We start from the raw sequence: 25,606 nt of genomic DNA, 5'->3' as shown, positions 1-25,606 counted from the left end.
GTGCCGCGCGGCGGCATCGTCGGCGCTCTTTCGTTTTCCCCGGCAAGGAGTTTTTCGCTTGAACATCGGCAGCGTCCTGGATCGGCTCAAGCTGCGCCGGCTGCAGGCCTTCCGCCGCCGCCGCGTGGCCGCCCGCACGCGGCCGGAGCAGGAGCCGGCGCTGCGCGCGGAGCTGTTCAATGCCGAGCAGATGGAACAGCACGGCCGCGAGCTGGCCGGCCAGCACCGCCTGCGCGAACGCTCCAGCATGGATCTGCTGCTCGGCCGGCTGGCCGACAACGAGGCGGTCATCACCCACAGCTGCGAGCGGCTGACCCAGGCGACCCGGCGCAAGCGGCGGATCACGCCGGCGGCCGAATGGCTGCTGGACAACTTCTACCTGATCGAGGAACAGATCCGCATCGCCCGCCGGCATCTGCCCAAGGGCTACAGCCGCGAACTGCCGCGACTGGATAACGGCGCCTCGGCCGGGCTGCCGCGGGTCTACGACATCGCGCTGGAGATCATCGCCCACGGCGACGGCCGCATCGACACCGCCGGCCTGCACCGCTTCATCCACGCCTACCAGGAAGTGACGCCGCTGCGACTGGGCGAGCTGTGGGCGATCCCGATCATGCTGCGGCTGGCGCTGATCGAGAACCTGCGCCGCGTGGCCGCGCGGGTGATGGCCGACTGGCGCCACCGCGGCCAGGCCGCGCGCTGGGCCGACACGATGACCGCCACCGCCGAGCGCGCACCCAACTCGGTGGTGCTGGTGGTGGCCGACATGGCGCGCTCGGACCCGCCGATGAACGGTCCGTTCGTGGCCGAGATGGCGCGCCGGCTGCAGGGGCAGAGCCCGGCGCTGGCGCTGCCGCTGAGCTGGATCGAGCAGCGCCTGTCCGAGTCGGGGCAGAGCATCGAGCACCTGGTGCAGCGCGAGGCGCAGCAGCAGGCCGCCGCGCAGGTAAGCGTGAGCAACAGCATCGGCAGCCTGCGCCTGCTGTCGGCGATCGACTGGCGCGATTTCGTCGAGCGCGTGAGCCTGGTCGAGCAGCAGCTGCGCGAGGACCCGGCCGGCGTCTACGCGGAGATGAACTTCGCCACCCGCGACCGCTATCGTCACGTGGTGGAGCGGCTGGCCCGCCAGCACCGGCTGGACGAGGTGCGCGTGGCCGCCGCCACGGTGGAACTGTGCCGCGCCGCCTCGCCGAACGAGCCGGCTCCGGCGCTGCCGCGGCACGTCGGCTGGTACCTGATCGATCGCGGCCGGCCGCAGCTGGAGCAGCACCTGGGCGTGCGCCCGCGCCTCGCCGATCGCCTGCGCCGCCATTTCGACCGCGCCCCGGTGTCGATCTACCTCGGACTGCTGGTCGTGCTGACCGTGGCCATCGCCGAGCCGCTGGTGGTGGCCGCCGCCGAGGACGAACTGGCGGTGGGCTGGCTGCTGGCGATCGCCGTGATGGCCTTGCTGGTGGCCAGCCAGCTCGGCTCCAGCCTGCTCAACTGGATGGCCACGCTGGCGATCGCGCCGCAGCCGCTGCCGCGCATGAACTACGTCCACGGCATCCCGGCCAGCGCGCGCACCCTGGTGGCGGTGCCGTGCATCCTGGGCGGCGCCGGCGACGTGGAAGAACTGATCGAGGCGCTGGAAGTGCGCTTCCTCGGCAACCGCGACGAGAACCTGCACTTCGCCCTGCTCACCGATTTCGCCGACGCCGACAGCGCAACCCTGCCCGGCGACGAGGCGCTGCTGCGGCTGGCGCAGCGGCGCATCGAGGCGCTCAACGAACGCTACGCCAGCGTCGAGTCCGACCGCTTCTTCCTGTTCCACCGGCCGCGCCGCTGGAACGCCGGCGAGCGCTGCTGGATGGGCCACGAGCGCAAGCGCGGCAAGCTCGCCGACTTGAATGCGCTGCTGCGCGGCAACGCGCACGGCCGCTTCATGCGCATCGTCGGCGACATCGACGCGCTCGGCCCGGTGCAATACGTGATCACCCTGGACGCCGACACCGAACTGCCGCGCGATGCCGCCCAGACCTTCGTCGGCAGCATCGACCATCCGCTCAACCGCGCCGTGTACGACCCGGTGCGCCGACGCGTGGTCAGCGGCTACGCGATCCTGCAGCCGCGCGTGGGGATCAGCCTGCCCAGCACCGCGCGCTCGCGCTACGCGCAGCTGTACGGCAGCGACGCCGGCATCGACCCGTACACGCAGATGGTTTCGGATGTCTATCAGGACGTGTTCGGCGAAGGCTCGTTCATCGGCAAGGGCATCTACGCGATCGATGCGTTCGAGCGCACCCTGGACGGCCGCTTCCCGGAAAACCGCATCCTCAGCCACGACCTGGTGGAAGGTTGCCACGCGCGCTCGGGCCTGCTCAGCGACGTGCAACTGTTCGAGGAATACCCGGCCCGCTACGGCGCCGACGTGCGTCGCCGGCATCGCTGGATTCGCGGCGACTGGCAGCTGCTGCCGTGGCTGCTGCCGTGGGCGCCGACCGCGAAGGACGGCTGGCGGCGCAACGCGCTGACCGCGTTGTCGCGCTGGAAGATCCTCGACAACCTGCGCCGCAGCCTGGTGCCGCCGGCGGTGCTCGGCCTGCTGGTGTGCGGCTGGCTGCTGCTCTCGCCGGTGCTGTCGTGGACGCTCGCGGTGCTGGCGATGGTGCTGGTGCCGCCGCTGCTGTCGGCGCTGCTGGAGCTGGTGCAGAAACCCAAGGACGTGCAGCTGGACCAGCACCTGCGCGCCGGCTTCGCCGACGGCCTGCAACACGTCGCGCGGATGGCGCTGGGCCTGGCCTGGCTGCCGCACGAGGCGCTCTACCACCTCGACGCGATCGTGCGCACGCTGTGGCGGATCACGGTCAGCCATCGCCACCTGCTGCAATGGCAGACCTCCAGCGAGGTGGCCCGGCGCAGCAGCAATGCGCCCGGCGCCGTGTGGCGGCAGATGTGGATCGGGCCGGCGCTGGCGCTCGGCCTGGCCGTGGCGCTGGCGCTGCAGCGGCCGATGGTGCTGTGGCTGGCGTGGCCGCTGCTGGCGTTGTGGCTGCTGTCGCCGACGATCGCCTGGTGGGTCAGCCAGCCGCGCCGGCCCGACACCTTCGTGCCGAACGCGGCGCAGACGCGCTTCCTGCGCACGCTGGCGCGGCAGACCTGGGCGTTCTTCGACAGCCACGTCAACGCCACCGAACACTGGCTGCCGCCGGACAACCTGCAGGTGCAGCCCGGCCCGGTGATCGCCTCGCGCACCTCGCCGACCAACATCGGCCTGGCCCTGCTGGCCAACCTGGCCGCGTGGGATTTCGGCTTTCTCGGCACCGGCCGCCTGCTCGAACGCAGCCGCGACACGCTCGCCACCCTGCAGCAACTGCCGCGCTACCGCGGCCACTTCTACAACTGGTACGACACCCGCACGCTGCAGCCGCTGGCGCCGCAGTACATCTCGGCGGTGGACAGCGGCAACCTCGCCGGCCACCTGCTGACCCTGCGCCCGGGCTTGCTGGAACTGACCCACGCACCGGTATTCCGTCCGCGCGTGCTGCAGGGGCTGCTCGACACCCTGCAACTGCTGCATGACGCGCTCGACCAGGAGCACGAGCCGCTGCACCGCCTGCAGGTCGAGCTGCAGGAGGCGCTGGACGAACCGCCGACCACCACCGGCGCGGCGCTGGCGCTGCTGCAGCGCCAGCGCGAACACGCGCATGCGCTGGCGCCCGCGCTGGCGCCGCATCCGGACAGCGACGCGGGCTACTGGCTGCACGCGCTGTGCGCGCAGCTGGACGAGCTGTGCGAGGAAACCGCCCGCTTCCGGCTCGACCCGGTGGACGATGACGCCGACGCCCTGCGCGGCATCCCCACGCTCGCCGTGCTCAGCCGCATCGAGCCGCTGCGCTGGTCGGGCGAGCACGACGCGGAGGCTATCCGCGAGCACGCCCGCGAGCGCATCGCGCTGATCGAGCAGCTGGCGCAGCAGGCCGACGAGCTGGCGCGGATGGATTACCGCTTCCTCTACGACAGCGCACGCGACCTGCTCGCGATCGGCTACAACGTCGACGCGCGCCGGCTCGACGCCGGCTACTACGACCTGCTCGCCTCCGAGGCGCGGCTGGCCAGCTTCGTCGGCATCGCCCAGGGCCAGCTGCCGCAGGACAACTGGTTCGCGCTGGGCCGCCTGCTCACCACGGTGGGCGGCGAGCCGGCGCTGCTGTCGTGGACCGGCTCGATGTTCGAGTACCTGATGCCGAACCTGGTGATGCCCGGCTACGAGGACACCCTGCTCGACCAGACCTGCCGCGCCGCGGTGGCACGGCAGATCGAGTACGGCAACCAGCATGACGTGCCGTGGGGCGTGTCCGAGTCCGGCTACAACATTTTGGATGCGCACTTCACCTACCAGTACCGCGCCTTCGGCGTGCCCGGTCTGGGCCTGAAACGCGGCCTCGGCGACGACGTGGTGATCGCGCCCTACGCCAGCGCGCTGGCGCTGATGATCGCGCCGGCCGCGGCCACGAAAAACCTGCAGCGGCTGGCCAGCGAGGGCGTGCAGGGCCGCTACGGCATGTACGAGGCGGTCGACTACACCCCGGCGCGGCTGCCGGTGGGGCAGGGTTCGGCGCTGGTGCGTTCGTTCATGGCCCACCACCAGGGCATGAGCCTGCTGGCGCTGGACTTCGCCCTGCTCGACCGGCCGATGCAGCGGCGCTTCGCAGCCGATCCGCAGTTCCGTGCCACCAGCCTGCTGCTGCAGGAGCGCATTCCGCGCACCGCCGCCGAGTACCTGCACGCGTCCGGCTTCCCCGACAGCAACGCGGCCGAGCCGACCAGCGAGGCGCGGCTGCGCGTGTTCGGCGACCCGAACCGGCCGCGCCCGGCGGTGCAGCTGCTGTCGAACGGGCGCTACCACGTGATGCTGTCCAGCGCCGGCGGCGGCAGCAGCCGGCGCGGCGAGCTGGCGCTCACGCGCTGGCGCGAGGACATCACGCGCGACCACTGGGGCATGTTCTGCTACCTGCGCGACGTCGCCAGCGGTGCGTACTGGTCCACCGCCTACCAGCCCACGCGGCACAAGACCGAGCTGTACGAGGCGATCTTCTCCGAGGCGCGCGCCGAGTTCCGCGTGCGCGAGCGCGAGTTCGACGCGCACACCGAGATCGTCGTCTCGCCCGAGGACGACATCGAGCTGCGCCGCACCCACCTGACCAACCGCGGCCGCAGCGCGCGCACCATCGAACTGACCAGCTACGCCGAGGTGGTGCTGGCGCCGCCGCTGGCCGATGCGCTGCACCCGGCGTTCAGCAAGCTGTTCGTGCAGACCGAGCTGGTGCCCGCGCTGCAGGCGATCGTGTGCACGCGCCGCTCGCGCGCGGCCGACGAGCATCCGCCGTGGATGTTCCACCTGCTGGCCGTGCACGATGCCGACATCGACGAGATCTCGTTCGAGACCGATCGCGCCCGCTTCATTGGCCGCGGCCGCAGCCTGGCCGACCCTCAGATGCTCGACCTCGAGCAGACGCGGCTGTCCGGCAGCGCCGGCTCGGTGCTCGACCCGATCGTGGCGATCCGCTGCCGCATCACCCTGCAGCCCGAGCAGACGGCCACCATCGACTACGTCACCGGCATCGCCGACTCTCGCGAAGGCTGCCTGCAGCTGATCGGCAAGTACCGCGACCGCCACCTTGCCGACCGCGTGTTCGACCTCGCCTGGACGCACAGCCAGGTGCTGCTGCGCCAGCTCAACGCCGGCCTGGGCGATGCGCAGCTGTACGAGCACATGGCCACCGCGCTGCTGTATCCCAACGCCAGCCTGCGCGCCGAGCCGGCGGTGCTGCGCGGCAACCGCCGCGGGCAGAGCGGGTTGTGGGGGCAGTCGATCTCCGGCGACCTGCCGATCGTGCTGCTGCAGATCGCCAGCGAGGCGCGCATCGAGATGGTGCGCCAGCTGGTGCAGGCGCATGCCTACTGGCGGCAGAAGGGGCTGGCGGTGGACCTGGTGATCTGGAACGAGGACCGCGCCGGCTACCGCCAGCAACTGCAGGACCAGATCCTGGGCCTGATCGCCTCGGGCAGCGAGGCCGGGCTGCTCGATCGTTCCGGCGGCATCTTCGTGCGCCCGGCGCAGCAGCTCTCCAGCGAGGATCGCATGGTGATGCTGGCCAGCGCGCGCATCGTGCTGGCCGACCATCGCGGCAGCCTGGCCGAACAGATCGGCCGGCGCCAGCTGGAAACCCACGCGCCGCCGTTCGAGCCCAGCCGCGCCGAACGCCCCGCGCCGACGCTGCCGGCGCCGGTGGCCGCATTGCCGGAACTGCAACTGCGCAACCCCCACGGCGGTTTCAGCGCCGACGGCCGCGAGTACGTGATCGTCTCCGCCGCGAACGACGCCACGCCGGCGCCGTGGTCCAACGTGCTGGCCAACCCGCACTTCGGCACGGTGATCTCCGAGAGCGGCGGCGCCTACACCTGGGGCGAGAACGCGCACGAGTTCCGCCTCACCCCGTGGCACAACGACCCGGTCGGCGACGGCAGCGGCGAGGCGATCTACCTGCGCGACGAGGACAGCGGCACGTTGTGGTCGCCCACCCCGCGGCCGTGCCGCGGCAGCGGCCAGTACCTGACCCGCCACGGCTTCGGCTACAGCGTGTTCGAGCACGTCGAGGACGGCATCCATTCGCAGCTGTGGATCTACGTGGCGCTGGATGCCTCGGTGAAGTTCTCGGTGCTGAAACTGCGCAACGAATCCGGCCGGCCACGGCGGCTCAGCGCCACCGCCTATGTCGAGTGGCTGCTCGGCGACCTGCGCGAGAAGACCGCCATGCACGTGGTCACCGAATCGGACCCGGCCAGCGGCGCGCTGTTCGCCCGCAACAGCTACAACGGCGAGTTCCCCGGCCGCGTGGCCTTCCTCGACGTGGACGATCCGGAGCGCGGCATCGACGGCGACCGCGGCGAATTCCTCGGCCGCAACGGCAGCATGCGCAAGCCCGCCGCGCTCGGTCGCAAGCAGCTCTCCGGTCGGCTCGGCCCCGGACTCGATCCCTGCGCCGCACTGCAGTCGAAGGTGGCGCTGGACGACGGCGCCGAGCGCCAGCTGATCTTCCGCCTCGGCCTGGGCCGCGACGCCGCCGACGCCAGCGCGCTGGTGCAGCGTTTCCGCGGCGCCGGCTCGGCCGCGGCCGCGCTGGAGCAGGTGCGCGCGCACTGGCAGCGCGTACTCGGCGCGGTGCAGGTGCGCACGCCGGAACCGGCGCTTGACGTGCTGGCCAACGGCTGGCTGCTGTACCAGACAATCGCCTGCCGCATCTGGGCGCGCAGCGGCTACTACCAGTCCGGCGGCGCGTTCGGCTTCCGCGACCAATTGCAGGATTCGATGGCCACCGTGCACGCCGCGCCGGAGCTCTCCCGCGCCCAGCTGCTCCTGTGCGCGGCGCACCAGTTCCCCGAGGGCGACGTGCAGCACTGGTGGCATCCGCCGCTGGACCGCGGCGTGCGCACCACCTGCTCGGACGACTACCTGTGGCTGCCGCTGGCCACCAGCCGCTATGTGCAGGCCACCGGCGACCGCGCCGTGCTCGACGTGCCGGTGTTCTACATCGAGGGCCGCGCGCTGCACGCCGGCGAGGAATCCTATTACGACCTGCCGCAGCCCTCGGGCCTGTTCGAGCCGCTGTACAAGCACTGCGTGCGCGCGATCGAACGCAGCTTCATCCTGCGCGGCGAACGCGGCCTGCCGCTGATCGGCGGCGGCGACTGGAACGACGGCATGAACCGCGTCGGCGAAGGCGGTCGCGGCGAGAGCGTGTGGCTGGGCTTCTTCAGCTGCGAGGTGCTGCAGCGCTTCGCCGAGGTGGCGCGCGGGCACGGCGACGCGGCATTCGCGCAGCGCTGCGAAGAAGAAGTGGCCAGGCTTCGCGGCGCGCTGGAGCAGCACGCCTGGGACGGCGCCTGGTATCGCCGCGCCTGGTTCGACGACGGCACGCCGCTGGGCGCCGCCGGCAACCTCGAGTGCCGCATCGACTCGATCGCGCAAAGCTGGTCGGTGCTCTCCGGCATCGGCGCGCCGGCGCGCCAGCGCCAGGCCATGGAGTCGCTGGACCAGCACCTGGTGCGCCGCGACGCCGGCCTGGTGCAACTGCTGGACCCGCCCTTCGACAAGACACCGATGGACCCGGGCTACATCAAGGGCTACGTGCCCGGCGTGCGCGAGAACGGCGGCCAGTACACCCACGCCGCGATCTGGGCCACGATGGCCTTTGCGGAACTCGGCGACAGCGCCCGCGCGTGGGAGCTGCTGCGCATGATCAACCCGGTCAACCATGGCATCGATGCCGAGCAAATGGACGTCTACAAGGTCGAGCCCTACGTGGTCAGCGCCGACGTCTACGCGGTCGCCCCGCACGTCGGTCGCGGCGGCTGGAGCTGGTACACCGGCTCCGCCGGCTGGATGTACCGGCTGATCGTGGAATCGCTGCTCGGCCTGCGCCTGGAGGCCGGCACGCTGCGTTTCGCGCCGGTGCTGCCTGCCGAGTGGGAGGGCTTCGCCATGGACTATCGCCACCGCGACACGTCGTATCGGATCGAACTGCGCCAGCGCGACGCCGGCACGTCCCCCGCGGTGCGCCTGGACGGCGAGCTGCGGGCCGACGACCGCATCCCGCTGCTCGACGATGGCGTCGAGCATCATGTGGAGCTCGATTGGCCACGCACGAGATAACTGCGTCGGCGACCCGGCTCGCGCTTCTAGCGGGACAGACGCTCGATCGCCTGTGCCGGCGTGAGGATGGCGAGGCCGCGCAGCGGTGCGAGCACCAGCAGGCCGGCATCGCCGGTGATCAACGCATCGGCTTTCGCCGCGAGCGCGAGTTGCAGGAACGGCAGATCATGCGGGTCGCGGCAGAGGGGTGTCCGCGGTGGTGGATCGGGGATACGGAAAGTCCCCGTCCACGGCAAATAGTCGGCGAGCAGATCGTGTTGCTCGTCGGCGGTCAGCTTGAACTTGGGGTAAGCGAGCACGCGGATCAGTTCAGCGGCAGTGTCGCGACTGACCAGCGGCACGTGCAGCGCCGCCTGCCAGGCGAGACGCAAACGACCGCTGACGCCGCCAGGGCGGATCAGCGCCGACAACACGACGTTGGTGTCGAGTACCCAGCGGGGTTTCCCGTGCGCGGGCGGACTCACCGCTTGCGCCGCGGCACAGGCGTGCTCGCGCGCGATGGCTTCGCGTCGTACCGGCCCCGCGGCTCGGCGATGTGTGCGGCGTGGCTCGCCGGGTTGGCCTGGCGTGCCCAGGAAACCGCCGCGGCGAGACCATCGTCGTCGAGGTTCAGCTTGGCAAGCTTGGCGCGCACAGCGTCGGCGCGCTGGATGCGCACAGGCGTCAGCACGAGTTGCCCGGCACGCGCTTCCACCTCGAAGTACTCGGCATTGCCGGTGGCCTCAACCGCCGCCTTGGGCAGCGTCAACTGGTTCTTGCTGGTGAGCTTGGCTAGCATTGACCTGGGCCGAATGTAAGGAGACCTTACTTTAGGTCGAATGAGCCCGGTCTGCGACCTTGTCGCCGGGTTCGGATCGCGCCTCATGGTGCGAGTGGCGTCAACGGCAGCTCCCTGCCTGACCTCAGCTCACAGCTTGCGAGAATCGCGAGTCCGGTACACGCCCGGGCTCGCTCACGCGAATCCGTCGCCGGGCGTCGCGTTCAAAGGTGTCGCAAGCTTGGGTGGCGGTGATTCGGCCCTGAGCCAGAGGCGGGCAGCCTCGCCCCCAAAGCTCGTCGAGGAAGACTCACCGATCCAGCGGACTCAACACCCCATGCCCGCCGCGATTGAGCACATGCGTGTAGATCTGGGTGGTGGCCACGTCCTTGTGGCCGAGCAGTTCCTGGATGGTTCGGATGTCCTGACCGGCTTCCAGCAGGTGGGTGGCGAAGGAATGGCGCAACGTGTGGCAAGTGGCGGGCTTGACGATGCCCGCGCGATCCCGCGCCGCCTTGATCGCACGCTGCAACCGGGACTCGTCCACGTGATGGCGGCGTTCCACCCCATCGCGTGGGTCCACACTGCGCACCGCCGAGGGGAACGCATACTGCCATCCCCAGTCCGCGGCGGCACCGGGGAACTTGCGCGCCAGCGCATCGGGCATCCAGACCCGGCCAAACCCCGCCGCCAGATCCCGCTGGTGAATTCGCGTCGCCTCAGCCAACTGCGCCTGCAACGGCTCCGCCAGCGAATGCGGCAGCATGGTGCGGCGGTCCTTCGCCCCTTTGCCCTGGCGTATCAGAATTTCATGGCGCTCGAAATCCACGTCCTTGGCGCGCAAGCGCACGCACTCCATCAGCCGCATGCCGGTGCCGTACAACAAGCTGCCCATCAGCCAATGCAGACCGGTCAGCTCCCCAAGCAAAGCCGTTACTTCCGCCTTGGTCAGCACCACGGGCAGACGCTGCGGCCGCCGGGCCCGTTCGATTCCGTCCAGCCACGGCAGTTCGACCCCAAGCACCTGCTTGTAGAGGAAAAGCAGCGCCGACAAGGCCTGGTTCTGGGTAGCCGCCGCGACATGGCCATGCACCGCGAGCGCGGTTAGGAAGCGCTCGATCTCCGGCGCGCCGAGTTCGGCGGGATGGCGCTTGTCATTGGCCAGGATGAATCGTCGAATCCAGCCGACATAGGCCTCCTCGCTGCGTTTGGACATCGCCAGTCGACGCATCCGGGCGCGCACCTGGTCAAGCAGCTTCGGCGGTGCAGCAACCTCCGGGTGCGCTCGCTTTCCCTGCCTGTCAACGGAAGTCATCCCTGTCTCCATGTGTGGACATGGCAAGATTAGGCCGCCAAGTTAGGCTGCGCCAAGGAGGACAAGTCGTTGATTTGTGTAGGACGACAGCCCGATCCGGATACGGAGTGCAGGGATTAGGCTGCTGGACTAGACTGCACTTTGAAATCTACTTAGCGTTAGAGGTAAAAGATGGCGACTCCGATCATTCAGCACGAACTGGTTTCGGAGGCAACCGATGACCCTACGCATCCGATTCCGTATCTCGGCACCCTCGATGTTATGGCGACTAAAAAGGATGGTGGGGCCGACTTGGTCATAGTTGTTGCCTCGCCGCTCATGGCCGACGAACGGTCCCAGAATCGCCTTTTAGAAAAAATGGAAGGCTACCTGTCCTTTATCAGCTCCGACGAGTTTCGCTCCGAAGCTGGCAGTCCAAACCCTGACAACACTCACTTAGTAGTCAAGCTTCACCCAGACTCCTCGCCAGCTATCCATGATCTCCTAAGACGGTCCGAGTCCTGGGTTCTCAAGGGTAATGCTTCTCTGAAAGTAGCCATCCTTACTTCGTCAGAGCTGGCGTAACCTCTAACTACTCGTTCAAGGCGGACGGCTTCGCCGCCGCTTAACTTCAGCGTTAGGCAGCCCATGACGGAACGCGACAACTTTGAAAAATATCAAGCCAGCATGGCTGACTGGACCTCATGGCTAATGAGTTCCAAGGGCAAGGGAATTCCTGAAGCGAGCGACTTTTCAGAGCAGGAGCTTGAGCTACTCAATGAAGTCTTCCGTCGGTTTGCCGAGATCTCTCAGACAATGGACAACCTTGAGCTTTGCTTGAGCTTCATCGGAGCCAGGACGCCTCGTAGGGAGGGACTTAAGCTTGATGCATACCTTAATTACCACATCACCTTCTACCTGCAGGAAATCTACATCCTCAAAGAGCGACTTAAGACGCATGCAATAAAGACAATGCGCCTAAGAAAGCGCCTTGGGCACTCTATCGATCGGGGCGCCTACAAGAAGCTCATTGATACCGTGGAACAGTCGTTGTCGCCAATTGTTTCCGTGCGTGGGTCGCACGTTCACGACCGGCCTTTCACCGATGACGATATGAAGATGCTCGGAGCGTATTCTTTCCTCGCGGTTCAACGTCCTGACGATCCAAATTGGTCAAGGTACGCGCGGGCTGAGTATTCAGAGGTAAAGCAGACTTGGGTCGAAAGGTTGGGCAACAATCAAAAGGAGCTAAAAAAGCTCTTAGACGTTTTTTGTTCATTTCTTCATGCAGAGGTCTTTGAGGGCGGGCTACTCACTGTGCCTAACAAGTCGTCCAAGCGGACGCGCGAAAAGCCGCGCGCCGCTTAACTCAAGCGTTGAAGCTGTAGAAAAACCCCTTGCTGATCTGCAAAACGAGTTCGCCGTGCTGGCGGATTTTTCGTTTCGGCGTCGTGCAGTGCTCCGCTCGCTTCTTGTTTGTCGCTGATAGGCGATTTTTGGCCGCCCAGACGGCCGCATGGCACGGGTTTCACGGGCGTTCTTCGGCTTACGCGGCCAACTTGCCGTAGAGCTGTAGTTTCGCCACGTTGTGGACGATGCAATACAGCTTCCACTGCGTGTCGACCTTGCGCTGGCCACGCAGCGTGAAGCGGCGCAAGCCGCGTTGCTGGATGTGACCGAACACTGGCTCGATCAATCCCATGCGATGGGCGTAGATCGCTCGACCTTCGGGACTGTCGATTTTCTCGCGCATGGCGCGGCAATGCGGGTTGGGTAGTTTGCTTGCTACCGAACCTTCGAAGAAGGCGACCTGGCGTACGGCAGTGACATCAGGTTTGCGCAGGCACTGGCTGCGCAGTGGACATGCTTCGCAGGTGACGGACGTGCCTTTGAATACGGTGGCCTTGCGTCCATTGATGACGGCATTGGCGCTGTTTAGTTTGAGCGCCTTTCCAGCCGGGCAAACACAGCTGCCGTGTTCACGGTCAAAGATGAAGTCTTTGGGCTGGAAGGTCTTCGCCTGGCTCGCCGGCTTGTGCACAGCGGCGTCGACGTAGCGCGGGTCGCGCTTGCGCATGTTGCCGTCCGCGATATAGCCGTCGATACGGTCAGCCGCCAAGGCTTTCAGGCCACGCTCGCTGTGGTAGCCCGCGTCCGCCAGGAAGGCAGACTCATCGGCGGCACCGGCCTCGCCGATCGCCGCCAAGTGCTCGCGCACACCGTCGATCACCGGCTTGAGCAGATTGTGTTCTTGCGGGGTGCCGTGCGCCTGCGCCTCCACGATCACCTGGCACTCGTCATCGACAGCCGCCACGCCGATATAGCCTTGCAGCACGCCTCGACCGCTCTTGAGTGTGGCGCTTTCGGCATCGGTCAGGTTCAGCTTGATCGGCTTGCCTTTGGCTCCGATGCGTTCGGTCGTGGTGGCGAGCGCCGTGCGCAGTTTGTCGGCATTCTTGCGCAACGTGGCCAGCGTGCGTTCTTCATGGCGACGCTGGGTGTCCGCGTTGGGGGCGAGCGCTTCACTCGCATCCTGCTCGGCATGTGCCTTGACCAGGTGGGCAACGGCCCGCTCCATCTTCGCCGCCTTGCGCTCGAAGTCGGCGCGCGTGCCACTCCACTCCTTGGACGCGTTCGACGGGAGTTTGCAACCGTCGATGGCGAACATCGCCTTGCCGATCAGCCCTTGGGCGTTGCACACCATCAGCACGTCGCGGAATACCGCTTCCACTTCCTTACCCAGTGTCGCTATGAAGTGCGCCAGCGTCGTGAAATGCGGCTGCTGGTCGCACGCCAGGGCAATGAACACCACGTTCTCCGTGCACGCCCGCGCCATCGTGCGCGAGGAGGTGATGCCGCGTGAATAGGCGAACAACACCACCTTGAGCAGTACCGCCGGATCGTAGGCCGGCGCCCCGGTCTCGTCGTTCTTGAAGCGCGCGGCAAACCGTCCCAGGTCGATCTCGTTGTCGATCAGGTAGCTCAGCGCATGTTCGAAGGTGCCTGGCAGCAACTGCCGCCCGTAGCTCACCGGGATCATCTTGGTCTGATCGGGGTCGTAGTGTCGGTATCGCGCCATCGTCGCTTCGCCTCGTTTCCCGCCTTTTTTGCGGGCAACGCGAATGATAGGCTGCGAGGGAGTTTTTCTACAGCTACGTTAGGTGCCGCACAAACAATTTCGCCAAGTGAAGGAAAGAGCATGAGCGTCACACGAGTACTGGACAAAACAAGCAGCTTGGGGTCGCTCGTCGCGGCCATGTCCTGTGCCGGTTGCTTCCCAGCGCTTGGATCATTGGGTGCCGCGATCGGTCTTGGCTTTCTCGGACAATACGAGGGCTTCCTGTTCAGAACCTTGCTCCCGGCCCTGGCAGTGCTGGCGCTGATCGTGAACGCATGGGCGTGGTATCGGCACCGCCGCTTTGCACGCGGTGTCCTCTCAGTTCTCGGGCCGCTCGCCATTCTATCCGCGTTGCTCCTGTTTTGGAGCTACGACTGGAGCATTTATCTGTTCTATGCGGGCATTGCCCTGATGCTCGTCATGTCAGTTCTCGACCTCTTGCGCCCCGCCCGAGCTGTCCAGTGTCCAACCTCGAACTAGAGTCGGTCATTACTTGCCCAGAGTGTGGTGCGAGTGCCTGCGAAACCATGCCGACCAATGCGTGCCAGTGGTTCTATGAGTGCACCACTTGCCATGCCGTGCTCAAGCCTTTGCCGGGCGATTGCTGCGTGTATTGTTCTTACGGCACCGTCAAGTGTCCGCCAATCCAGCAGGGCAGTTCCTGTTGCAGCGGCGGCACCTAACATTGCCTTAGGAGACTTCCCGTCAACCCCGGGCGCATGATGCTTTTGCCCTGAGCTTTCGGGCGACTGCCGGTGGTCGTGTTGTGCTTCGTGTGTGCTGCGTGGTCAGTGGGATGCGGCGTCGAACGTTGCCAGACTGCATTTCCTTAGACGGTCTTGTTGAGTCGATGTTGCCGGCTCGGACCAGGGTATAAACCGCGCCCGGAGACCTCATTCGTTCAGCGGTGTCGTCGGTGCTCGGGGATCGGCCGAAGCACGTTTGGACGGCCAGAATGTTAGTCAGGTTCTCTCCGGGTGGGTCTGACCCGTTGTTGCCGCGTAGCGCTGACCGTGAATCGAAAGAAGAGGTTCCTCAGGCGAGCTGGGCGGGGCGATGCATCGGGTGGCGCTGGCTGGCGCAGGGATCGTAGTCCACGTCGTGGGCCAGCATCACCCACAGCTGGCGCGCATGCTTGTTGGCGATGGCGACCAGCACCTTGCCGAAGGACAGCCGCGCCGCCAGGGATCGAATCCAGAGTTGTTCGGGCGTGGCCTTTTCGGTGGCGACCGCCTTGGCCCGTTGCAGGCTGCTGCGCGCGCCCTGGATCAACAGCGTGCGCAGGTAGCCATCGCCGCGGCAACTGATCGCGCCCAGCCGCGTGTGGCCGCCGCTGGAGTGCTGGGTCGGCACCATGCCGAGCCACGCCGCCAGTTGCCGACCGTTGCGGAATTCCTGCGCCTTGCCGAGGCTGGCGATCATCGCGTCTGCGGTGAGTGCGCCGACGCCGACGATCGCGCGCAGCCGCACGCAGCGCTCGTCATCCCGCGCATGGGCTTCGATGCGTGCATCGCACGCGTCGAAGGCCGTGCGGACCTGCGTCCAGTGGGCGTCGACGCTGCGGATCAACGCCTTGAACTGCGCCGGCAGCGCCGTGTGTGCATCCAGATCGGCCAGCACCCGGCGCAGGGCCTTGTCGCTCTTGCCCATCACGATGCCGAACTCGGCCAGCAGGCCGCGCAGGCGGTTGCCGATCGCCAGACTCTCCGCCTTGTAACCTTCGCGCACCCGGTGCCAGGACAGCCGCGCCTGCTGGTCGACGGTCTTGATCGGCACGAAGCGCATGTTGCCCTGGCGCGCCGCCGTGGCGATCGCCTCGGCGTCGTTGCGGTCGTTCTTGCTGCGCTGACTCTTGCGGTACGGCTTGACCAGCTGGGCAGCCATCAGCCGCGGCCGCAGTCCGTACTCTTCACACCGCCGTGCCCAGTGATGGGCCCCGCTGCAGGCTTCCATCGCCACCACCGTCCCCGCCGGCCGCTGCGCCAGCCACACGGCGAAGACCTCACGCTTGAACTCCCGTCGTTCCAGCACGTGTCCGGCGCCATCCATCGCGCACACCGAAAACACGTTCTTCGCCAAGTCCACACCCAGGGTTATAGTGCTCATGGAGACTTCCTCTTCTGCTGACGGTTGTGTCGCAACACCATCATGGCCCTCGAGGCCGTAAGGGGAGGAAGTCTCTTTTTACTCGTCCAAGGCGGACGGCTTCGGCGCCGCTTAACTCCAGCGTTGGCTACCTCAAATGCACCCCCTCGAAAATGTGTTTGAATGGCTACCCGACTGCGACTTTGGCGTCATGGATCACGCCTTTGTCGAGCATGGCCGCGACTATTCCTTTCTCATCGAAGTATCGATGGGCAAAGATCCTGGGCGGCACCAGTTGCAGTTCACCCATGTCACCGATTTCGTCTACACCACAGCCGTAGCCGATGACGTCTGGGCTGAGTCGTGGGGCGAAGAATTCGTTGTCTACCAGTCTTGGCTGGAGGCGGGTGAGCCCGAAGGTTACGTTTGGGGTACTTGTTGGTCCATGGCTTGGCCCGGCATAAGCGCAGTTGAGCCATCCAGCAAAGCGGATGAGTGGTCCCGTCGGCTCGGAAAGCCCATGTACGAGGTCAAGATTCAGACTGATCGCTTTTGCATCACTCTTGTGTTCCACAGCCTGCGCACTCGAAAGATCAGCGACGAAGTTTCTACCGTTTCAAGTTGCATCGTCCCGCTGCCGGCGCCCGGCGGCTAACCAGCCATCCGAGCGGACGGGACAGTTCCCACGCTTTGGTGGACACCTTGCGCGGTTGCTTGGGTGTATCCGTCGGGTGCACGACGAAAGCCGGCAGACGTATGGCAGCCCGCGTGTCCATGCCGGCCTGCGGCAAGACGGCGAAGCGGTAGGCCGGCGGCGGGTCGAACGTCCAATGCGTGACCACGCCGTCCGTGGCTGCTCGGCCGATCTGTATCGGCGTTGCCCGGGCGTGGATCGCTTCTCGCCAGTGTCGGCAACCAGGTTCACGAGCTGACGGTGAGTGGGCCCAACCAGGTCTGGGTGACCGATGGCGCGTACCTGAAAGTCGGGGAAACGTCGTCCAGGTCTTCCAGCCTCTGCTCCAGGTTATTCGGGTTAGCCAGCACCTCGAACTGTCGAAAGTCACGACTATGGTTCGTCGTATGGTCGCATGCCGAGTCGTTCGTACATCGGCGTCGCAGAACTCCAGAATCCGGAGAGTCAAATGAGAAGGCTCAGAATCATCGAACACATCTCGCTGGACGGCGTGATCCAGCACTCCGCCGATGACGGCGATTTCCCTTACAGCAACTGGACCACGCCCTATCGAACCCCCACCGGCCGGAATGCGCTGACGGCCGCGCTGGGCGAGCGCTTCGATCTGCTGCTTGGTCGTCGCACCTACGATATCTGGTCGGAATTTTGGCCAAAGGCACCGAGCAGTCCGATGGCGGACGGCCTCAATGCGGCAACAAAACATGTCGCTACCCACCGTCCCGAGAGTCTCGAATGGGGCCCGTTCGAGGGCTTGGGACCGGACATTGTCGAAAGTGTTCGCCGCGTCAAGTCGCAGGCCGGCCCGGACCTGATTCTCTGGGGTAGCTCCACGCTTACGTCGCCGGTGCTCGAACATGGGCTTGCGGACGATCTCCTGCTGATCGTCTATCCGGTTCTGTTGGGCAGGGGGAAGCGCCTCTTTGCGGAGAGAACTCCGGCATGCTCATTCGAGCTCCTCGACACGGAAGCAATGCCTTCCGGCGTCATCCTCAGTACTTACAAGGTCGTTGGGCCTTTGAAGGCCGGATGACCAGACAGGATTGACATGAGCCAACGGTGTGGAGTGACGCCTGACCATTCAAGACGAACCCGCTACGTGTGGCGGCAGAATTCAGGTGCCAGGCATCGCAATGCCCGTTCAAGGAGAAGTTTATGAACTATCCATCCCTTGCCCCAGATCAGATCGCGATTCTAGGGCCTGCGAATAACGTGGCGAGCGAGACAAAGGACGTCATCCGCAAGTTTCACGAGGCGTTCGATCATCACGATCCACAAGCCATGGAAGATCTCGTGGCTGATGATTGCGTCATTGAGAATACCCACCCCGCCCCAAACGGTGCTCGCCTCCTTGGAAAGGCTGCGTGCTTGGCGAATTGGCAAGGCATCGCCAGTTCGACGAGTGCCCGGTTCGTGCGCGAAGAGGTATTTGTCGTCGGTGAACGGGCGGTTATCAGATGGCGTTACTGCTGGGGCACGGACGACGCAAGTTCGATCCGGGGCATCAATTTGATGCGGGTCTGTGGCGGACGCATTGTTGAAGCAATGGGTTACGTAAAAGGGAAATGAAGCGATGCCTGACAAGGCCACTCCAGCCGACCGGATAGGCGCGCGCGCAGGACGTCGCTGCTTCGCTTTACATCCATCCCTTCATGCTGTCTCGTTGGCGCAAATGGGCGCGCGAGGGCAGGATCATGACGAAGGGCGTGGCGGTGGACCAGGCGGTGACGGCCGAGCTCAAGGAGCTGCGCCGGGTGTCCCTGGTTAGGGTCATTGGCAACCCATGAGCTCCCGACGTTCCTCCCCCGCGACCCTTCCGACCCGGCTCTTCAAAACCCGGCGTGACTGGGCCTCGTGGCTGGGGGCGAACCATGGGAAATCCCCGGGCGTGTGGCTTCAGCTCGCGAAAAAGGTGGCGGGCGTGCAGTCTGTCTCCTATGACGAAGCCATCGAGGTGGCACTCTGCTTTGGCTGGATAGACGGCCAGAAACAGGCCCACGACGAGCAGTACTGGCTCCAGAAGTTCACCCCGCGGTCCGGCAGGAGTGCCTGGTCGAAGATCAACAAGGCGAAGGCGCTTGCCCTGATCGAAGCGGGAAAGATGGAGCCGGCCGGCCTGCTTGAAGTCGAGCGCGCCAGGAAGGATGGGCGCTGGGGCGCCGCGTACGACTCGGCCAGCACCGCGACCGTGCCGGACGATTTCCAGGCTGCCCTGGACGGCAACCAGCCAGCCCGGGAGTTCTTCGACTCGCTCGACAGCCGGAACCGGTATGCCGTGCTGTATCGGATCCAGACCGTCAAGATGGCGGCGACGCGCGAAAGGAAGATTGCGCAGTTCGTGGAGATGCTGGCGCGCCATGAGAAGGTGCATCCGTGACCGATCGCCGCATCCGTACGGGTGCGGTTCGACGTGTTTGACCAGGTGGGAGCTTGGCGCAGCGCGGTCACGGTACGGGTGGACCGCACCGGTGATGTCCCCGGATGGGATGTCCAACTGCTTGTCCGGGCGTGCGTGCGAGGGGCTGCACGCCGCCTGACCGAAGGTGAGCTGCTCATGAATCGATACTTTGCCAATCGCCTTTTCAAGGTCGGCTTCTGGATGTTCGTGCTTGGCTCGGGTCCGCTGCTGGCCATCATCGTGTTTGCGGCGATCGGCCTTTGGCCCGACCCGAACCCGAACCCGGTGGGGCCCGGCCTGCTGGCCTTCTTAACCTTCTGGCCGTCCATCATCTGCATGGTCATCGGCGCGATCCAGGCAAGAGCGCGGGCCAGTCGTGGCGGCTGACCGTTCATTCATGGTTATAGTGCTCATGAAGACTTTCTCTTCTGCTGACGGTCGTGTCGCAACACCATCATGGCCCTCGGGACCGAAAGGGGGAGGAGGGCTCGTCTTTCTTTCCACCGCAAAGGGGAGTTGCACATGAAGGTTGTCGAATCGGCCCTGCTGTTGGTCGCCGGTACCGCGTTGCTTACGTTCAGTGCCATCTCCCTCGGGCTCTTTCCGCGTCCACTCGCGCTCGGCAATCCCACCTTGCTGGTGGAGGCGCTTGCCGTTGCCGGCCTGATCCTGTTCGGGCTTGGCGCGCGTGGCCTCCACCGCGTTCATCGCGCCATCTCGGGCAACGATCCGTTGGCTCCGTCCCGTAACGCAGCCGGTTGACCGGGCATCCAGCGAAGAGCTTCGCCGTCGGTCAACTCCAGCGTCGGGTGCTGCAGGGGCAACGGCTGTTCTCGCGGCGTTCGTTCGCCGGCATGATGGTTCTGGCTGGTTCCATCGGGAGTTCCGCACCCGATCTCCCATCCCGACGGGCGCGGGAAGAACCGCGCTTCGTCCATCCCACACGCTGGTCCACAAAGGAAAGGCAGTGAAGACATCAGACTACCTTCAACGGCAGAACGCCGCGCTCGCAGAAGTCCAGCGGATCACTGGCCAGATCGAAGCGGGCACGATTGCACAGGCGGAAGGCTTCGAGCGGATCGAGGCGATAATGCAGTCGCTAGAGAAGCAGACGGCCGACCATGTGCCGCAGCGCCAGGCGGCCCGGGAAAAGCGGCGAATGCTGACACGTTGGGTGACCCTGGCGGTCTTGGGTGTCGTGGCTCTCGCTGCCATGGCGTACTTTGCGGATCTGGCCTGACCGCTGATGCCGATGCTGCGCAAAGCTCGCGCTGGTGACGCCAGGGAGCTGTCCGGGTTGGCCGAGGCTACTTTCAGGGCGACGTTCGGCGCCATGAACACGGTCGAGCACATGGAGCTCCATTGCCAACGCAGTTACGGCGAGCGGGTGCAGGCGGCCGAGATCGCGGACCCCGGCATGGTCACGCTGGTGAGCGAAGCTGACGGCCGCTTGATCGCCTATGCCCAGGTGCGTCGGAGCGCGGCGCCGGATTGCGTTTCCGCGAGGAGTCCGGGCGAGGTCCAGCGTCTTTACGTTGCCGAGGAATGGCATGGCAAAGGCGTTGCGCAGGGACTGATGCAGGCGTGCATCGACGAACTCGGGAAACGGGGGGCGGACGTGGTGTGGCTCGGTGTCTGGGAGCGCAACCCGAGGGCCATGTCGTTCTACCGGAAATTCGGGTTCGTGGAGGTGGGCGACCACATCTTTTCGCTCGGGGGCGATCCGCAGCGCGATGTCGTCATGGTCAGGCCGGTGGTTTGCGGGTAACGTGCCCGGCACTTTTTTTGGCGGTGTGCGCGTGCCCGCGTTCGACGCGCGCGCTCAGCCCAGGCGCAGCCAGCGGCGCACCGCGGCGAGGTTGCGGCGGCTGATCTCGGGGCTGTGTTCGCTGCCGTCGAGGCGGGCCAGCACGCGGCCGTCGGCCAGGCTGCGCAGCCCGACCAGTCGCGCGCGCGGCACCAGGCAATTGCGGTGCAGGCGGATCAGCTGGTCAGGCCAGGCTTCCTCCAGCTGGCGCAGCGATTCCTCGATCAGCAGCTCGCCGCCGGCGTGCTGCACGACCACGTACTTCTCCTCGGCAAGCAGGCACAGCACGTCGTGCAAGGCGATGCGCACCTCCTCGCCGCGCAGGCGGCCGTGCAGGAAGGCGGTCGGTTCGCGCGGGCTGTCGTCGAGGCGCCGCCGCGCACGCTGCAGGGCATCGCGCAGGCGTTCCAGCCGCACCGGCTTGAGCAGGTAATCCACTGCGCCAAGCTCGAACGCCTGCAGCGCGTGCGCCTCGTACGCAGTGCAGAAGATCACCTGCGGCCGTGCCCTGCCGGCGAGTCGCTGCGCTACGGAAACGCCGTCGATGCCCGGCATGTTGATGTCCAGCAGCAGCACGTCGGGCTGCAGTTCGTCGAGCGCGGCCAGCACGGCCTCGCCGTCGGCGACCGTGCCGACCAGCTGCGTGTCGCCGCATTCGCCCAGCAGCGCGGTCATGCGCGCGCGGGCCAGCGGTTCGTCGTCGACGATCAGCACGCGCATCACGGCGATGCCCTCGGCAGGCGCAGCATGACGACATAGTGATCGCCTTGCGGCGCAGCCTCGACCACCGCACGCGGGCCGTAGCGGAATGCCACGCGCTGGCGCACGCTGCGCAGGCCGTGGCCGTTGCCCGCCGCGCCCGGCTGCGGCGGCAGCGGATTGCTGATCTCGATGCGGATGCCGTCACCGTCGCGCGCGCCGCGCAGCACCACCTCGCCGCCTTCGCGCAGCGGCTGGATGCCGTGGCGCACGGCGTTCTCGACCAGCGGTTGCAGCAGCAGGCGCGGCAGCGGGAAGTCCGCCGGCAGCTCGTGCAGTTCGCGGCGGATGCGCAGGCGCGGGCCCAGCCGCAGCTGTTCGATCGCGAGATAGCGCTCGATCAGTGCGAGCTCCTCGCCCAGCGTGCCGTCGCCGCGATCGGGCGAGCCCAGTGCGGCGCGGAACAGTTCGGACAGGTCCTCCACCGTGCGCTCGGCGGCGGCGGGGTCGACCCGGATCAGCGCGGCCACGGTGTTCATGCTGTTGAACAGGAAGTGCGGGCGGATGCGCGCCTGCAAGGCCTCTACCTGCGCGCGCGCGACTGCGGCCAGGCGGGCCTGCCACTGCGCCAGCACGTAGAAGTAGCGCAGCATGGCGGCGCCGAGCAGGGCGGCGACGATCGTGTTGTCGCGCACGAAGGCCGTCATCGGACTGCCGATCAGGCCGGTCTGCAGTGCGCCGTCGAGCCAGCGCGCGATGGCGCTGGCCAGCAGCACGATCAGCACGATCAGCAGCCACACCGCGACGTACGGCATGTGACCGGGCAGACGTTGCAGCAGGTGCCGCAGCTTGCACAGCGTCAGCGCCACGACCATCGCCAGCCAGGTCACGAAGAACATGCTGACGCTGTAGGCGGGCCAGTCCTGGCGATTGTCGCGGGCCAGCCACATCACGGTTACTGTCAGCGCGCCGACCACGAACAGCGCGAACAGCGCCGGCAGCTGGCAGAAGTCCGGCAGCGGACTGTGTTCGGCGCGGCCGCGGGCGTCGCTGGCGGGCGTGGGTTCGGGCATGCGGCAAGTATGCCGCATGCGTTCGGGCGAGAGCCGGCGGGCGGTGCCCGTCCTGCACGCCGCCTCAGGCGGCCAGCCGGGCGCCCAGCCAGCGGCGCAGGTCGGCGATTTCCTCGGCGCAGACCGCGTGGGCCATCGGATAGCTGTGCCAGTCCACCGCGTAACCCAGCGCCTGCAGACGATCGCGCGAGTCGATGCCGCGCTGCATGACCACCACCGGGTCGGCGCTGCCATGCGCCTGGAAAATCGGTGTCGCGGCATTGGCGGCGCTGCGCTCGCGCGCCACCACCTCGGCGATCGGCAGATAGGTGGACAGAGCCACGATCCCGGCCAGCGTCTGGGCGTGGCACAGGCCCGCGGCCAGCGCGATCGCGCCGCCCTGCGAGAAGCCCGCCAGCACGATCCGCCCGGCGGGCACGCCGCGCTGGTGCTCGCGCGCGATCAGCGCCTCCACCGCGGCGATCGACGCACGCACGCCGGCCTCATCCTGGGGTGCCCGCGCGTCGAAACCCGCGATGTCGTACCACGCCCGCATCGGCATGCCGTTGTTGATCGTCACCGGTCGCACCGGCGCATGCGGAAACACGAAGCGCAGCGCCGGCCACGCCGGGTCGACCAGCTCCGGCACGATCGGCGCGAAGTCGTGGCCATCGGCCCCCAGGCCATGCAGCCAGATGATGCTGTGGGTGGGGTTGGCGGCGGTCTCGTGTTCGACGGCGGGGAGGATCATGAGGCGGATGGATGGTGGAAGACGGGCACCATCGTAGCAGTCGCGTTCCCCGCCTCGATGCGCAGGAGCCCGCCAGCGGGCTCCCGCGACGGGCGGCGGGCTATTTCCTGGCCGGCAGCCCCAGCTCGTGCGCGAAGAAGGTCAGGGTGATCGCGGTGTCGCCGACGCGCTGGCTGAACGGGGCGCCGATGCCGTGGCCGGCGTGCATGCGGGTGAGCAGCAGGATCGGCTGGGGCGAGGAGGTGGCGTTCTGCAGCGCGGCGGTGAACTTGCGCGATTGCCACGGCGCCACGCGCGGATCGTTCTCGCCGGTGGTCATCAGCACGGCCGGGTAGGCAGCGTGCGGCGTGACGTTCTGCAGTGGCGAGTACGCGAGCGTGGCCTTGAACTGCGCCGGGTCGGCGATGCTGCCGTACTCGGGGATGTTGTACGGGCCGTTGGCGAAGTCGGTCTCGTGGCGCAGCATGTCGTAGATGCCCACGCGTGCGACCACGGCGCGGTAGTCGGCAGGGTGCTGCACGATCTGCGTGCCCATCAGCAGGCCGCCGTTGCTGCCGCCTAGAATGCCCAGGTGGGCGCGGTCGGTCCAATGCGTGTCGATGAGAGCCAGTGCGGCGGCGTGGAAGTCGTCGAACACGTTCTGCTTGTGCAGCTTCTGGCCTTGCGCGTGCCACTGCTGGCCGTTCTCGTTGCCGCCGCGGATGTTGGCGTAGGCCAGCACGCCGCCGTGTTCGAGCCAGGCCAGGTTGGCGCCGATGAAGCCGGGCTTGATCGGGATGTCGAAGCCGCCGTAGCTGTACAGGATGGTCGGTCGCGCGCCGTCGGGCGTGATGCCGGGCATCGACAGCACGGTGGCCGGGATCCTGGTGCCGTCCTTCGAGGTTCCTTCGATGCGCTGCACGACCACCTTCGAATAATCGGCGGCGGGCTGCACCGCGAACACCGTTTTCAGCGTGCCCCGGTTGCCGTCGTATGCCGCCCAGCGGGTGGGCGTGGTCCAGCCGGCGTAGCTGATCAGGGCCTCGGGCCGACCCGACTCGGAGGCGATGTCGCCGATGCTGATGCCCTGCGCCGGCAGCGGCACGCGGCGCACGAAATTCGCGCCGGCGTCGTACTGCTCGATCCACCAGTCCGGGCCCTGGCTGCGCACCACCAGGAAGCCGTCGCCGAGCGGGGCGATCTGCTGGATCGCGCCGTCGCGCTGGGCCAGCACCGGCACGGTCTTGCCGTCGTCGGTGACGGCCACGATCCTGCCGCGTGGCGCATCGTCGAACGACGCCACGTACAGCCGTCCATTCACCCACGCGGCGGTACGCACGTTGGCGCGGCGATCGAGTGCGCGCGTGAATGCGGCGCCGTGGCGCAGGAACACTTCGGCCGGGCCGCCATCACCGTCGTAGGCGAGCACCGCGGCTTGCGCCGTGGCGGGCGAGTTCACCAGCACGTACTCGGCGGTTTTCGAGTAGCCGCGGCCGAACACCACGGTGTCGGTATCGGCGGCCCGGCCCAGCGCGTGATGCACCAGGGTCGCGTTGAACTGCACCACCTCGTGGCCCGCCGCCGGCGGCGCGAAGCGCACATAGCTGAAGCCTGCCTCGTCCGTATCCCAGGCCACGCCCTGCGGGGTGGTGCCACCGCCGGCCCAGGGCAGGGTGTCGGGGAGTGTCTTGCCGCTGGCTACGTCGAGCACGTGCAGGGTGGTCAGTTCGCTGCCGCCTTCGGCGGTGCCGTAGGCCAGATAGCGCCCGTGCGGCGAGGGCCAGTAGCCGGTGATCGCGGTGCCGCCGTGGTCGGCGTTCGGATCGACCAGGGTCCTCGCCGCGCCCTCCGGCCAGGCTTGCGCGACCAGCACCGGCTGCGATTGCGGCGGCGTCTGCTGCAGATAGAACAGGGTGCCGCCGGCCAGCACCGGGCCGGAGCGCGTGGTCGAGGTGATCGCCAGCTGCTGCACGCGCGCGGTGAGCGCCTTGCCTTCGGGCATCGCGGCCAGCGTCGCCTCGGTGTGGAAGTTCTGCGCGGCGATCCACTGCTGCACGGCCGGGTCGGCGGGGTTTTCCAGCCAGCGATACGGATCAGGCACCTGCACGCCATGCAGCACGCTGGCCGCCGTGTGCGTCGGCGACGCGGGCGGTGCGGCGGCGTGGCTGCAGCACGCCGCCGTGGCGGCAAGGACCAGTGCAAGACGACGTCGCATGGCGTACTCCGGAGACAGGCGTGGGATCGACATCCAAGGTTAGCGCCAATCGCCCGCGGCACCGC

The 25,606-nt window shown here is 66.9% G+C and carries 23 protein-coding genes; 14 read left to right on the top strand and 9 right to left on the bottom strand.

Features of this window, described 5'->3' with window-relative positions; genetic code table 11:
* Positions 1-58 precede the first annotated feature (58 nt).
* Positions 59-8,695 (top strand): GH36-type glycosyl hydrolase domain-containing protein, encoded by an 8,637-nt coding sequence (locus ACVCMG_RS10200; RefSeq protein WP_447114049.1) that lies wholly within the window; start codon positions 59-61, stop codon positions 8,693-8,695.
* Positions 8,696-8,721: 26 nt separating this feature from the next.
* Here the strand turns inward: ACVCMG_RS10200 and ACVCMG_RS10195 are convergent, their stop codons facing one another.
* The 3 genes from ACVCMG_RS10195 to ACVCMG_RS10185 all read right to left on the bottom strand — a co-directional run bounded on the left by ACVCMG_RS10195 (position 8,722) and on the right by ACVCMG_RS10185 (position 10,767).
* Positions 8,722-9,159: a putative toxin-antitoxin system toxin component, PIN family gene (locus tag ACVCMG_RS10195; RefSeq protein WP_447114048.1), complete on the bottom strand. Its 438-nt coding sequence runs from the start codon at positions 9,157-9,159 to the stop codon at positions 8,722-8,724.
* Positions 9,156-9,473 (bottom strand): hypothetical protein, encoded by a 318-nt coding sequence (locus ACVCMG_RS10190; protein ID WP_447107095.1) that lies wholly within the window; start codon positions 9,471-9,473, stop codon positions 9,156-9,158. The genes ACVCMG_RS10195 and ACVCMG_RS10190 overlap by 4 nt, the downstream gene beginning before the upstream one ends.
* A gap of 289 nt (positions 9,474-9,762) precedes the next feature.
* The gene (locus ACVCMG_RS10185) at positions 9,763-10,767 is read right to left on the bottom strand and encodes an integron integrase (protein ID WP_395120831.1); all 1,005 of its coding nucleotides are present in this window, start codon (positions 10,765-10,767) and stop codon (positions 9,763-9,765) included.
* Between the two features lie 171 nt (positions 10,768-10,938).
* Between ACVCMG_RS10185 and ACVCMG_RS10180 the strand changes: the two genes are divergently transcribed.
* Together ACVCMG_RS10180 and ACVCMG_RS10175 are read left to right on the top strand one after the other, a co-directional pair.
* On the top strand, positions 10,939-11,331 hold the full coding sequence (locus ACVCMG_RS10180; RefSeq protein ID WP_447114047.1) for a hypothetical protein: 393 nt from the start codon (positions 10,939-10,941) through the stop codon (positions 11,329-11,331).
* A gap of 63 nt (positions 11,332-11,394) precedes the next feature.
* Positions 11,395-12,114: a hypothetical protein gene (locus ACVCMG_RS10175; protein ID WP_447114046.1), complete on the top strand. Its 720-nt coding sequence runs from the start codon at positions 11,395-11,397 to the stop codon at positions 12,112-12,114.
* Between the two features lie 178 nt (positions 12,115-12,292).
* Here the strand turns inward: ACVCMG_RS10175 and ACVCMG_RS10170 are convergent, their stop codons facing one another.
* Positions 12,293-13,825 carry an IS1182 family transposase gene (locus tag ACVCMG_RS10170; RefSeq protein WP_447114045.1) on the bottom strand — a complete coding sequence of 511 codons (1,533 nt, stop codon included), beginning with the start codon at positions 13,823-13,825 and terminating at the stop codon, positions 12,293-12,295.
* Positions 13,826-13,945: 120 nt separating this feature from the next.
* Between ACVCMG_RS10170 and merC the strand changes: the two genes are divergently transcribed.
* Both merC and ACVCMG_RS10160 read left to right on the top strand, forming a co-directional pair.
* Positions 13,946-14,344 carry an organomercurial transporter MerC gene (merC, locus tag ACVCMG_RS10165; RefSeq protein ID WP_447114044.1) on the top strand — a complete coding sequence of 133 codons (399 nt, stop codon included), beginning with the start codon at positions 13,946-13,948 and terminating at the stop codon, positions 14,342-14,344.
* On the top strand, positions 14,326-14,547 hold the full coding sequence (locus tag ACVCMG_RS10160; protein ID WP_447114043.1) for a GDCCVxC domain-containing (seleno)protein: 222 nt from the start codon (positions 14,326-14,328) through the stop codon (positions 14,545-14,547). Before merC ends, ACVCMG_RS10160 begins: the two co-directional genes overlap by 19 nt.
* A gap of 352 nt (positions 14,548-14,899) precedes the next feature.
* Here the strand turns inward: ACVCMG_RS10160 and ACVCMG_RS10155 are convergent, their stop codons facing one another.
* Positions 14,900-15,970 carry an IS110 family transposase gene (locus tag ACVCMG_RS10155; RefSeq protein WP_447114042.1) on the bottom strand — a complete coding sequence of 357 codons (1,071 nt, stop codon included), beginning with the start codon at positions 15,968-15,970 and terminating at the stop codon, positions 14,900-14,902.
* Between the two features lie 136 nt (positions 15,971-16,106).
* Here ACVCMG_RS10155 and ACVCMG_RS10150 point away from each other — a divergent pair, with 136 nt between their 5' ends.
* From ACVCMG_RS10150 to ACVCMG_RS10110, 9 genes are all read left to right on the top strand, one after another.
* Positions 16,107-16,604 (top strand): YxiG-like protein, encoded by a 498-nt coding sequence (locus ACVCMG_RS10150; RefSeq protein WP_447114041.1) that lies wholly within the window; start codon positions 16,107-16,109, stop codon positions 16,602-16,604.
* A 76-nt stretch (positions 16,605-16,680) separates the two neighbouring features.
* A complete protein-coding gene (locus tag ACVCMG_RS10145; protein WP_447114040.1) occupies positions 16,681-16,881 on the top strand; it encodes a transposase in 201 nt (66 codons plus the stop codon).
* 210 nt (positions 16,882-17,091) lie between these two features.
* Entirely contained in the window at positions 17,092-17,673 is a 582-nt protein-coding gene (locus ACVCMG_RS10140) for a dihydrofolate reductase family protein (protein ID WP_447114039.1), read from the top strand.
* Positions 17,674-17,795: 122 nt separating this feature from the next.
* The gene (locus ACVCMG_RS10135) at positions 17,796-18,209 is read left to right on the top strand and encodes a nuclear transport factor 2 family protein (protein WP_447114038.1); all 414 of its coding nucleotides are present in this window, start codon (positions 17,796-17,798) and stop codon (positions 18,207-18,209) included.
* Positions 18,210-18,528: 319 nt separating this feature from the next.
* Positions 18,529-19,017, top strand: coding sequence for a YdeI/OmpD-associated family protein (locus ACVCMG_RS10130; RefSeq protein ID WP_447114037.1), 489 nt, complete (start codon positions 18,529-18,531; stop codon positions 19,015-19,017).
* Positions 19,018-19,050: 33 nt separating this feature from the next.
* Positions 19,051-19,425 (top strand): hypothetical protein, encoded by a 375-nt coding sequence (locus ACVCMG_RS10125; protein ID WP_447114036.1) that lies wholly within the window; start codon positions 19,051-19,053, stop codon positions 19,423-19,425.
* A gap of 135 nt (positions 19,426-19,560) precedes the next feature.
* Complete coding sequence (locus ACVCMG_RS10120) at positions 19,561-19,800, top strand: hypothetical protein (protein WP_447114035.1); 240 nt, start codon at positions 19,561-19,563, stop codon at positions 19,798-19,800.
* A 205-nt stretch (positions 19,801-20,005) separates the two neighbouring features.
* The gene (locus tag ACVCMG_RS10115; RefSeq protein WP_447114034.1) at positions 20,006-20,278 is read left to right on the top strand and encodes a hypothetical protein; all 273 of its coding nucleotides are present in this window, start codon (positions 20,006-20,008) and stop codon (positions 20,276-20,278) included.
* A 6-nt stretch (positions 20,279-20,284) separates the two neighbouring features.
* Positions 20,285-20,806, top strand: coding sequence for an N-acetyltransferase family protein (locus ACVCMG_RS10110; RefSeq protein ID WP_447114033.1), 522 nt, complete (start codon positions 20,285-20,287; stop codon positions 20,804-20,806).
* Between the two features lie 54 nt (positions 20,807-20,860).
* Here the strand turns inward: ACVCMG_RS10110 and ACVCMG_RS10105 are convergent, their stop codons facing one another.
* The 4 genes from ACVCMG_RS10105 to ACVCMG_RS10090 all read right to left on the bottom strand — a co-directional run bounded on the left by ACVCMG_RS10105 (position 20,861) and on the right by ACVCMG_RS10090 (position 25,541).
* Positions 20,861-21,565, bottom strand: coding sequence for a LytR/AlgR family response regulator transcription factor (locus ACVCMG_RS10105; RefSeq protein ID WP_447114032.1), 705 nt, complete (start codon positions 21,563-21,565; stop codon positions 20,861-20,863).
* Positions 21,565-22,617, bottom strand: a complete 1,053-nt coding sequence (locus ACVCMG_RS10100) for a sensor histidine kinase (RefSeq protein ID WP_447114031.1) — start codon at positions 22,615-22,617, stop codon at positions 21,565-21,567. Before ACVCMG_RS10100 ends, ACVCMG_RS10105 begins: the two co-directional genes overlap by 1 nt.
* A gap of 64 nt (positions 22,618-22,681) precedes the next feature.
* Positions 22,682-23,347, bottom strand: coding sequence for an alpha/beta hydrolase (locus ACVCMG_RS10095; RefSeq protein ID WP_395120851.1), 666 nt, complete (start codon positions 23,345-23,347; stop codon positions 22,682-22,684).
* 100 nt (positions 23,348-23,447) lie between these two features.
* Positions 23,448-25,541 carry a prolyl oligopeptidase family serine peptidase gene (locus ACVCMG_RS10090; protein ID WP_447114030.1) on the bottom strand — a complete coding sequence of 698 codons (2,094 nt, stop codon included), beginning with the start codon at positions 25,539-25,541 and terminating at the stop codon, positions 23,448-23,450.
* Positions 25,542-25,606 lie beyond the last annotated feature (65 nt).

Source organism: Rhodanobacter sp. UC4451_H18, assembly GCF_052978225.1.
The sequence above is the reverse complement of the archived record's forward strand: the minus strand, read 5'-3'. Positions and strand labels throughout refer to the sequence as shown.

What these genes read in the sequence shown, in the direction of transcription:
- ACVCMG_RS10155 (WP_447114042.1), bottom strand. Translation starts at nt 15,970, where the DNA reads ATGAGCACTATAACCCTGGGTGTGGACTTGGCGAAGAACGTGTTTTCG.
- ACVCMG_RS10190 (WP_447107095.1), bottom strand. Translation starts at nt 9,473, where the DNA reads ATGCTAGCCAAGCTCACCAGCAAGAACCAGTTGACGCTGCCCAAGGCG.
- ACVCMG_RS10120 (WP_447114035.1), top strand. Translation starts at nt 19,561, where the DNA reads ATGAAGGTTGTCGAATCGGCCCTGCTGTTGGTCGCCGGTACCGCGTTG.
- ACVCMG_RS10150 (WP_447114041.1), top strand. Translation starts at nt 16,107, where the DNA reads ATGCACCCCCTCGAAAATGTGTTTGAATGGCTACCCGACTGCGACTTT.
- ACVCMG_RS10095 (WP_395120851.1), bottom strand. Translation starts at nt 23,347, where the DNA reads ATGATCCTCCCCGCCGTCGAACACGAGACCGCCGCCAACCCCACCCAC.
- ACVCMG_RS10175 (WP_447114046.1), top strand. Translation starts at nt 11,395, where the DNA reads ATGACGGAACGCGACAACTTTGAAAAATATCAAGCCAGCATGGCTGAC.
- ACVCMG_RS10170 (WP_447114045.1), bottom strand. Translation starts at nt 13,825, where the DNA reads ATGGCGCGATACCGACACTACGACCCCGATCAGACCAAGATGATCCCG.
- merC (WP_447114044.1), top strand. Translation starts at nt 13,946, where the DNA reads ATGAGCGTCACACGAGTACTGGACAAAACAAGCAGCTTGGGGTCGCTC.
- ACVCMG_RS10185 (WP_395120831.1), bottom strand. Translation starts at nt 10,767, where the DNA reads ATGACTTCCGTTGACAGGCAGGGAAAGCGAGCGCACCCGGAGGTTGCT.
- ACVCMG_RS10110 (WP_447114033.1), top strand. Translation starts at nt 20,285, where the DNA reads ATGCCGATGCTGCGCAAAGCTCGCGCTGGTGACGCCAGGGAGCTGTCC.
- ACVCMG_RS10100 (WP_447114031.1), bottom strand. Translation starts at nt 22,617, where the DNA reads ATGCCCGAACCCACGCCCGCCAGCGACGCCCGCGGCCGCGCCGAACAC.
- ACVCMG_RS10105 (WP_447114032.1), bottom strand. Translation starts at nt 21,565, where the DNA reads ATGCGCGTGCTGATCGTCGACGACGAACCGCTGGCCCGCGCGCGCATG.
- ACVCMG_RS10180 (WP_447114047.1), top strand. Translation starts at nt 10,939, where the DNA reads ATGGCGACTCCGATCATTCAGCACGAACTGGTTTCGGAGGCAACCGAT.
- ACVCMG_RS10135 (WP_447114038.1), top strand. Translation starts at nt 17,796, where the DNA reads ATGAACTATCCATCCCTTGCCCCAGATCAGATCGCGATTCTAGGGCCT.
- ACVCMG_RS10140 (WP_447114039.1), top strand. Translation starts at nt 17,092, where the DNA reads ATGAGAAGGCTCAGAATCATCGAACACATCTCGCTGGACGGCGTGATC.
- ACVCMG_RS10090 (WP_447114030.1), bottom strand. Translation starts at nt 25,541, where the DNA reads ATGCGACGTCGTCTTGCACTGGTCCTTGCCGCCACGGCGGCGTGCTGC.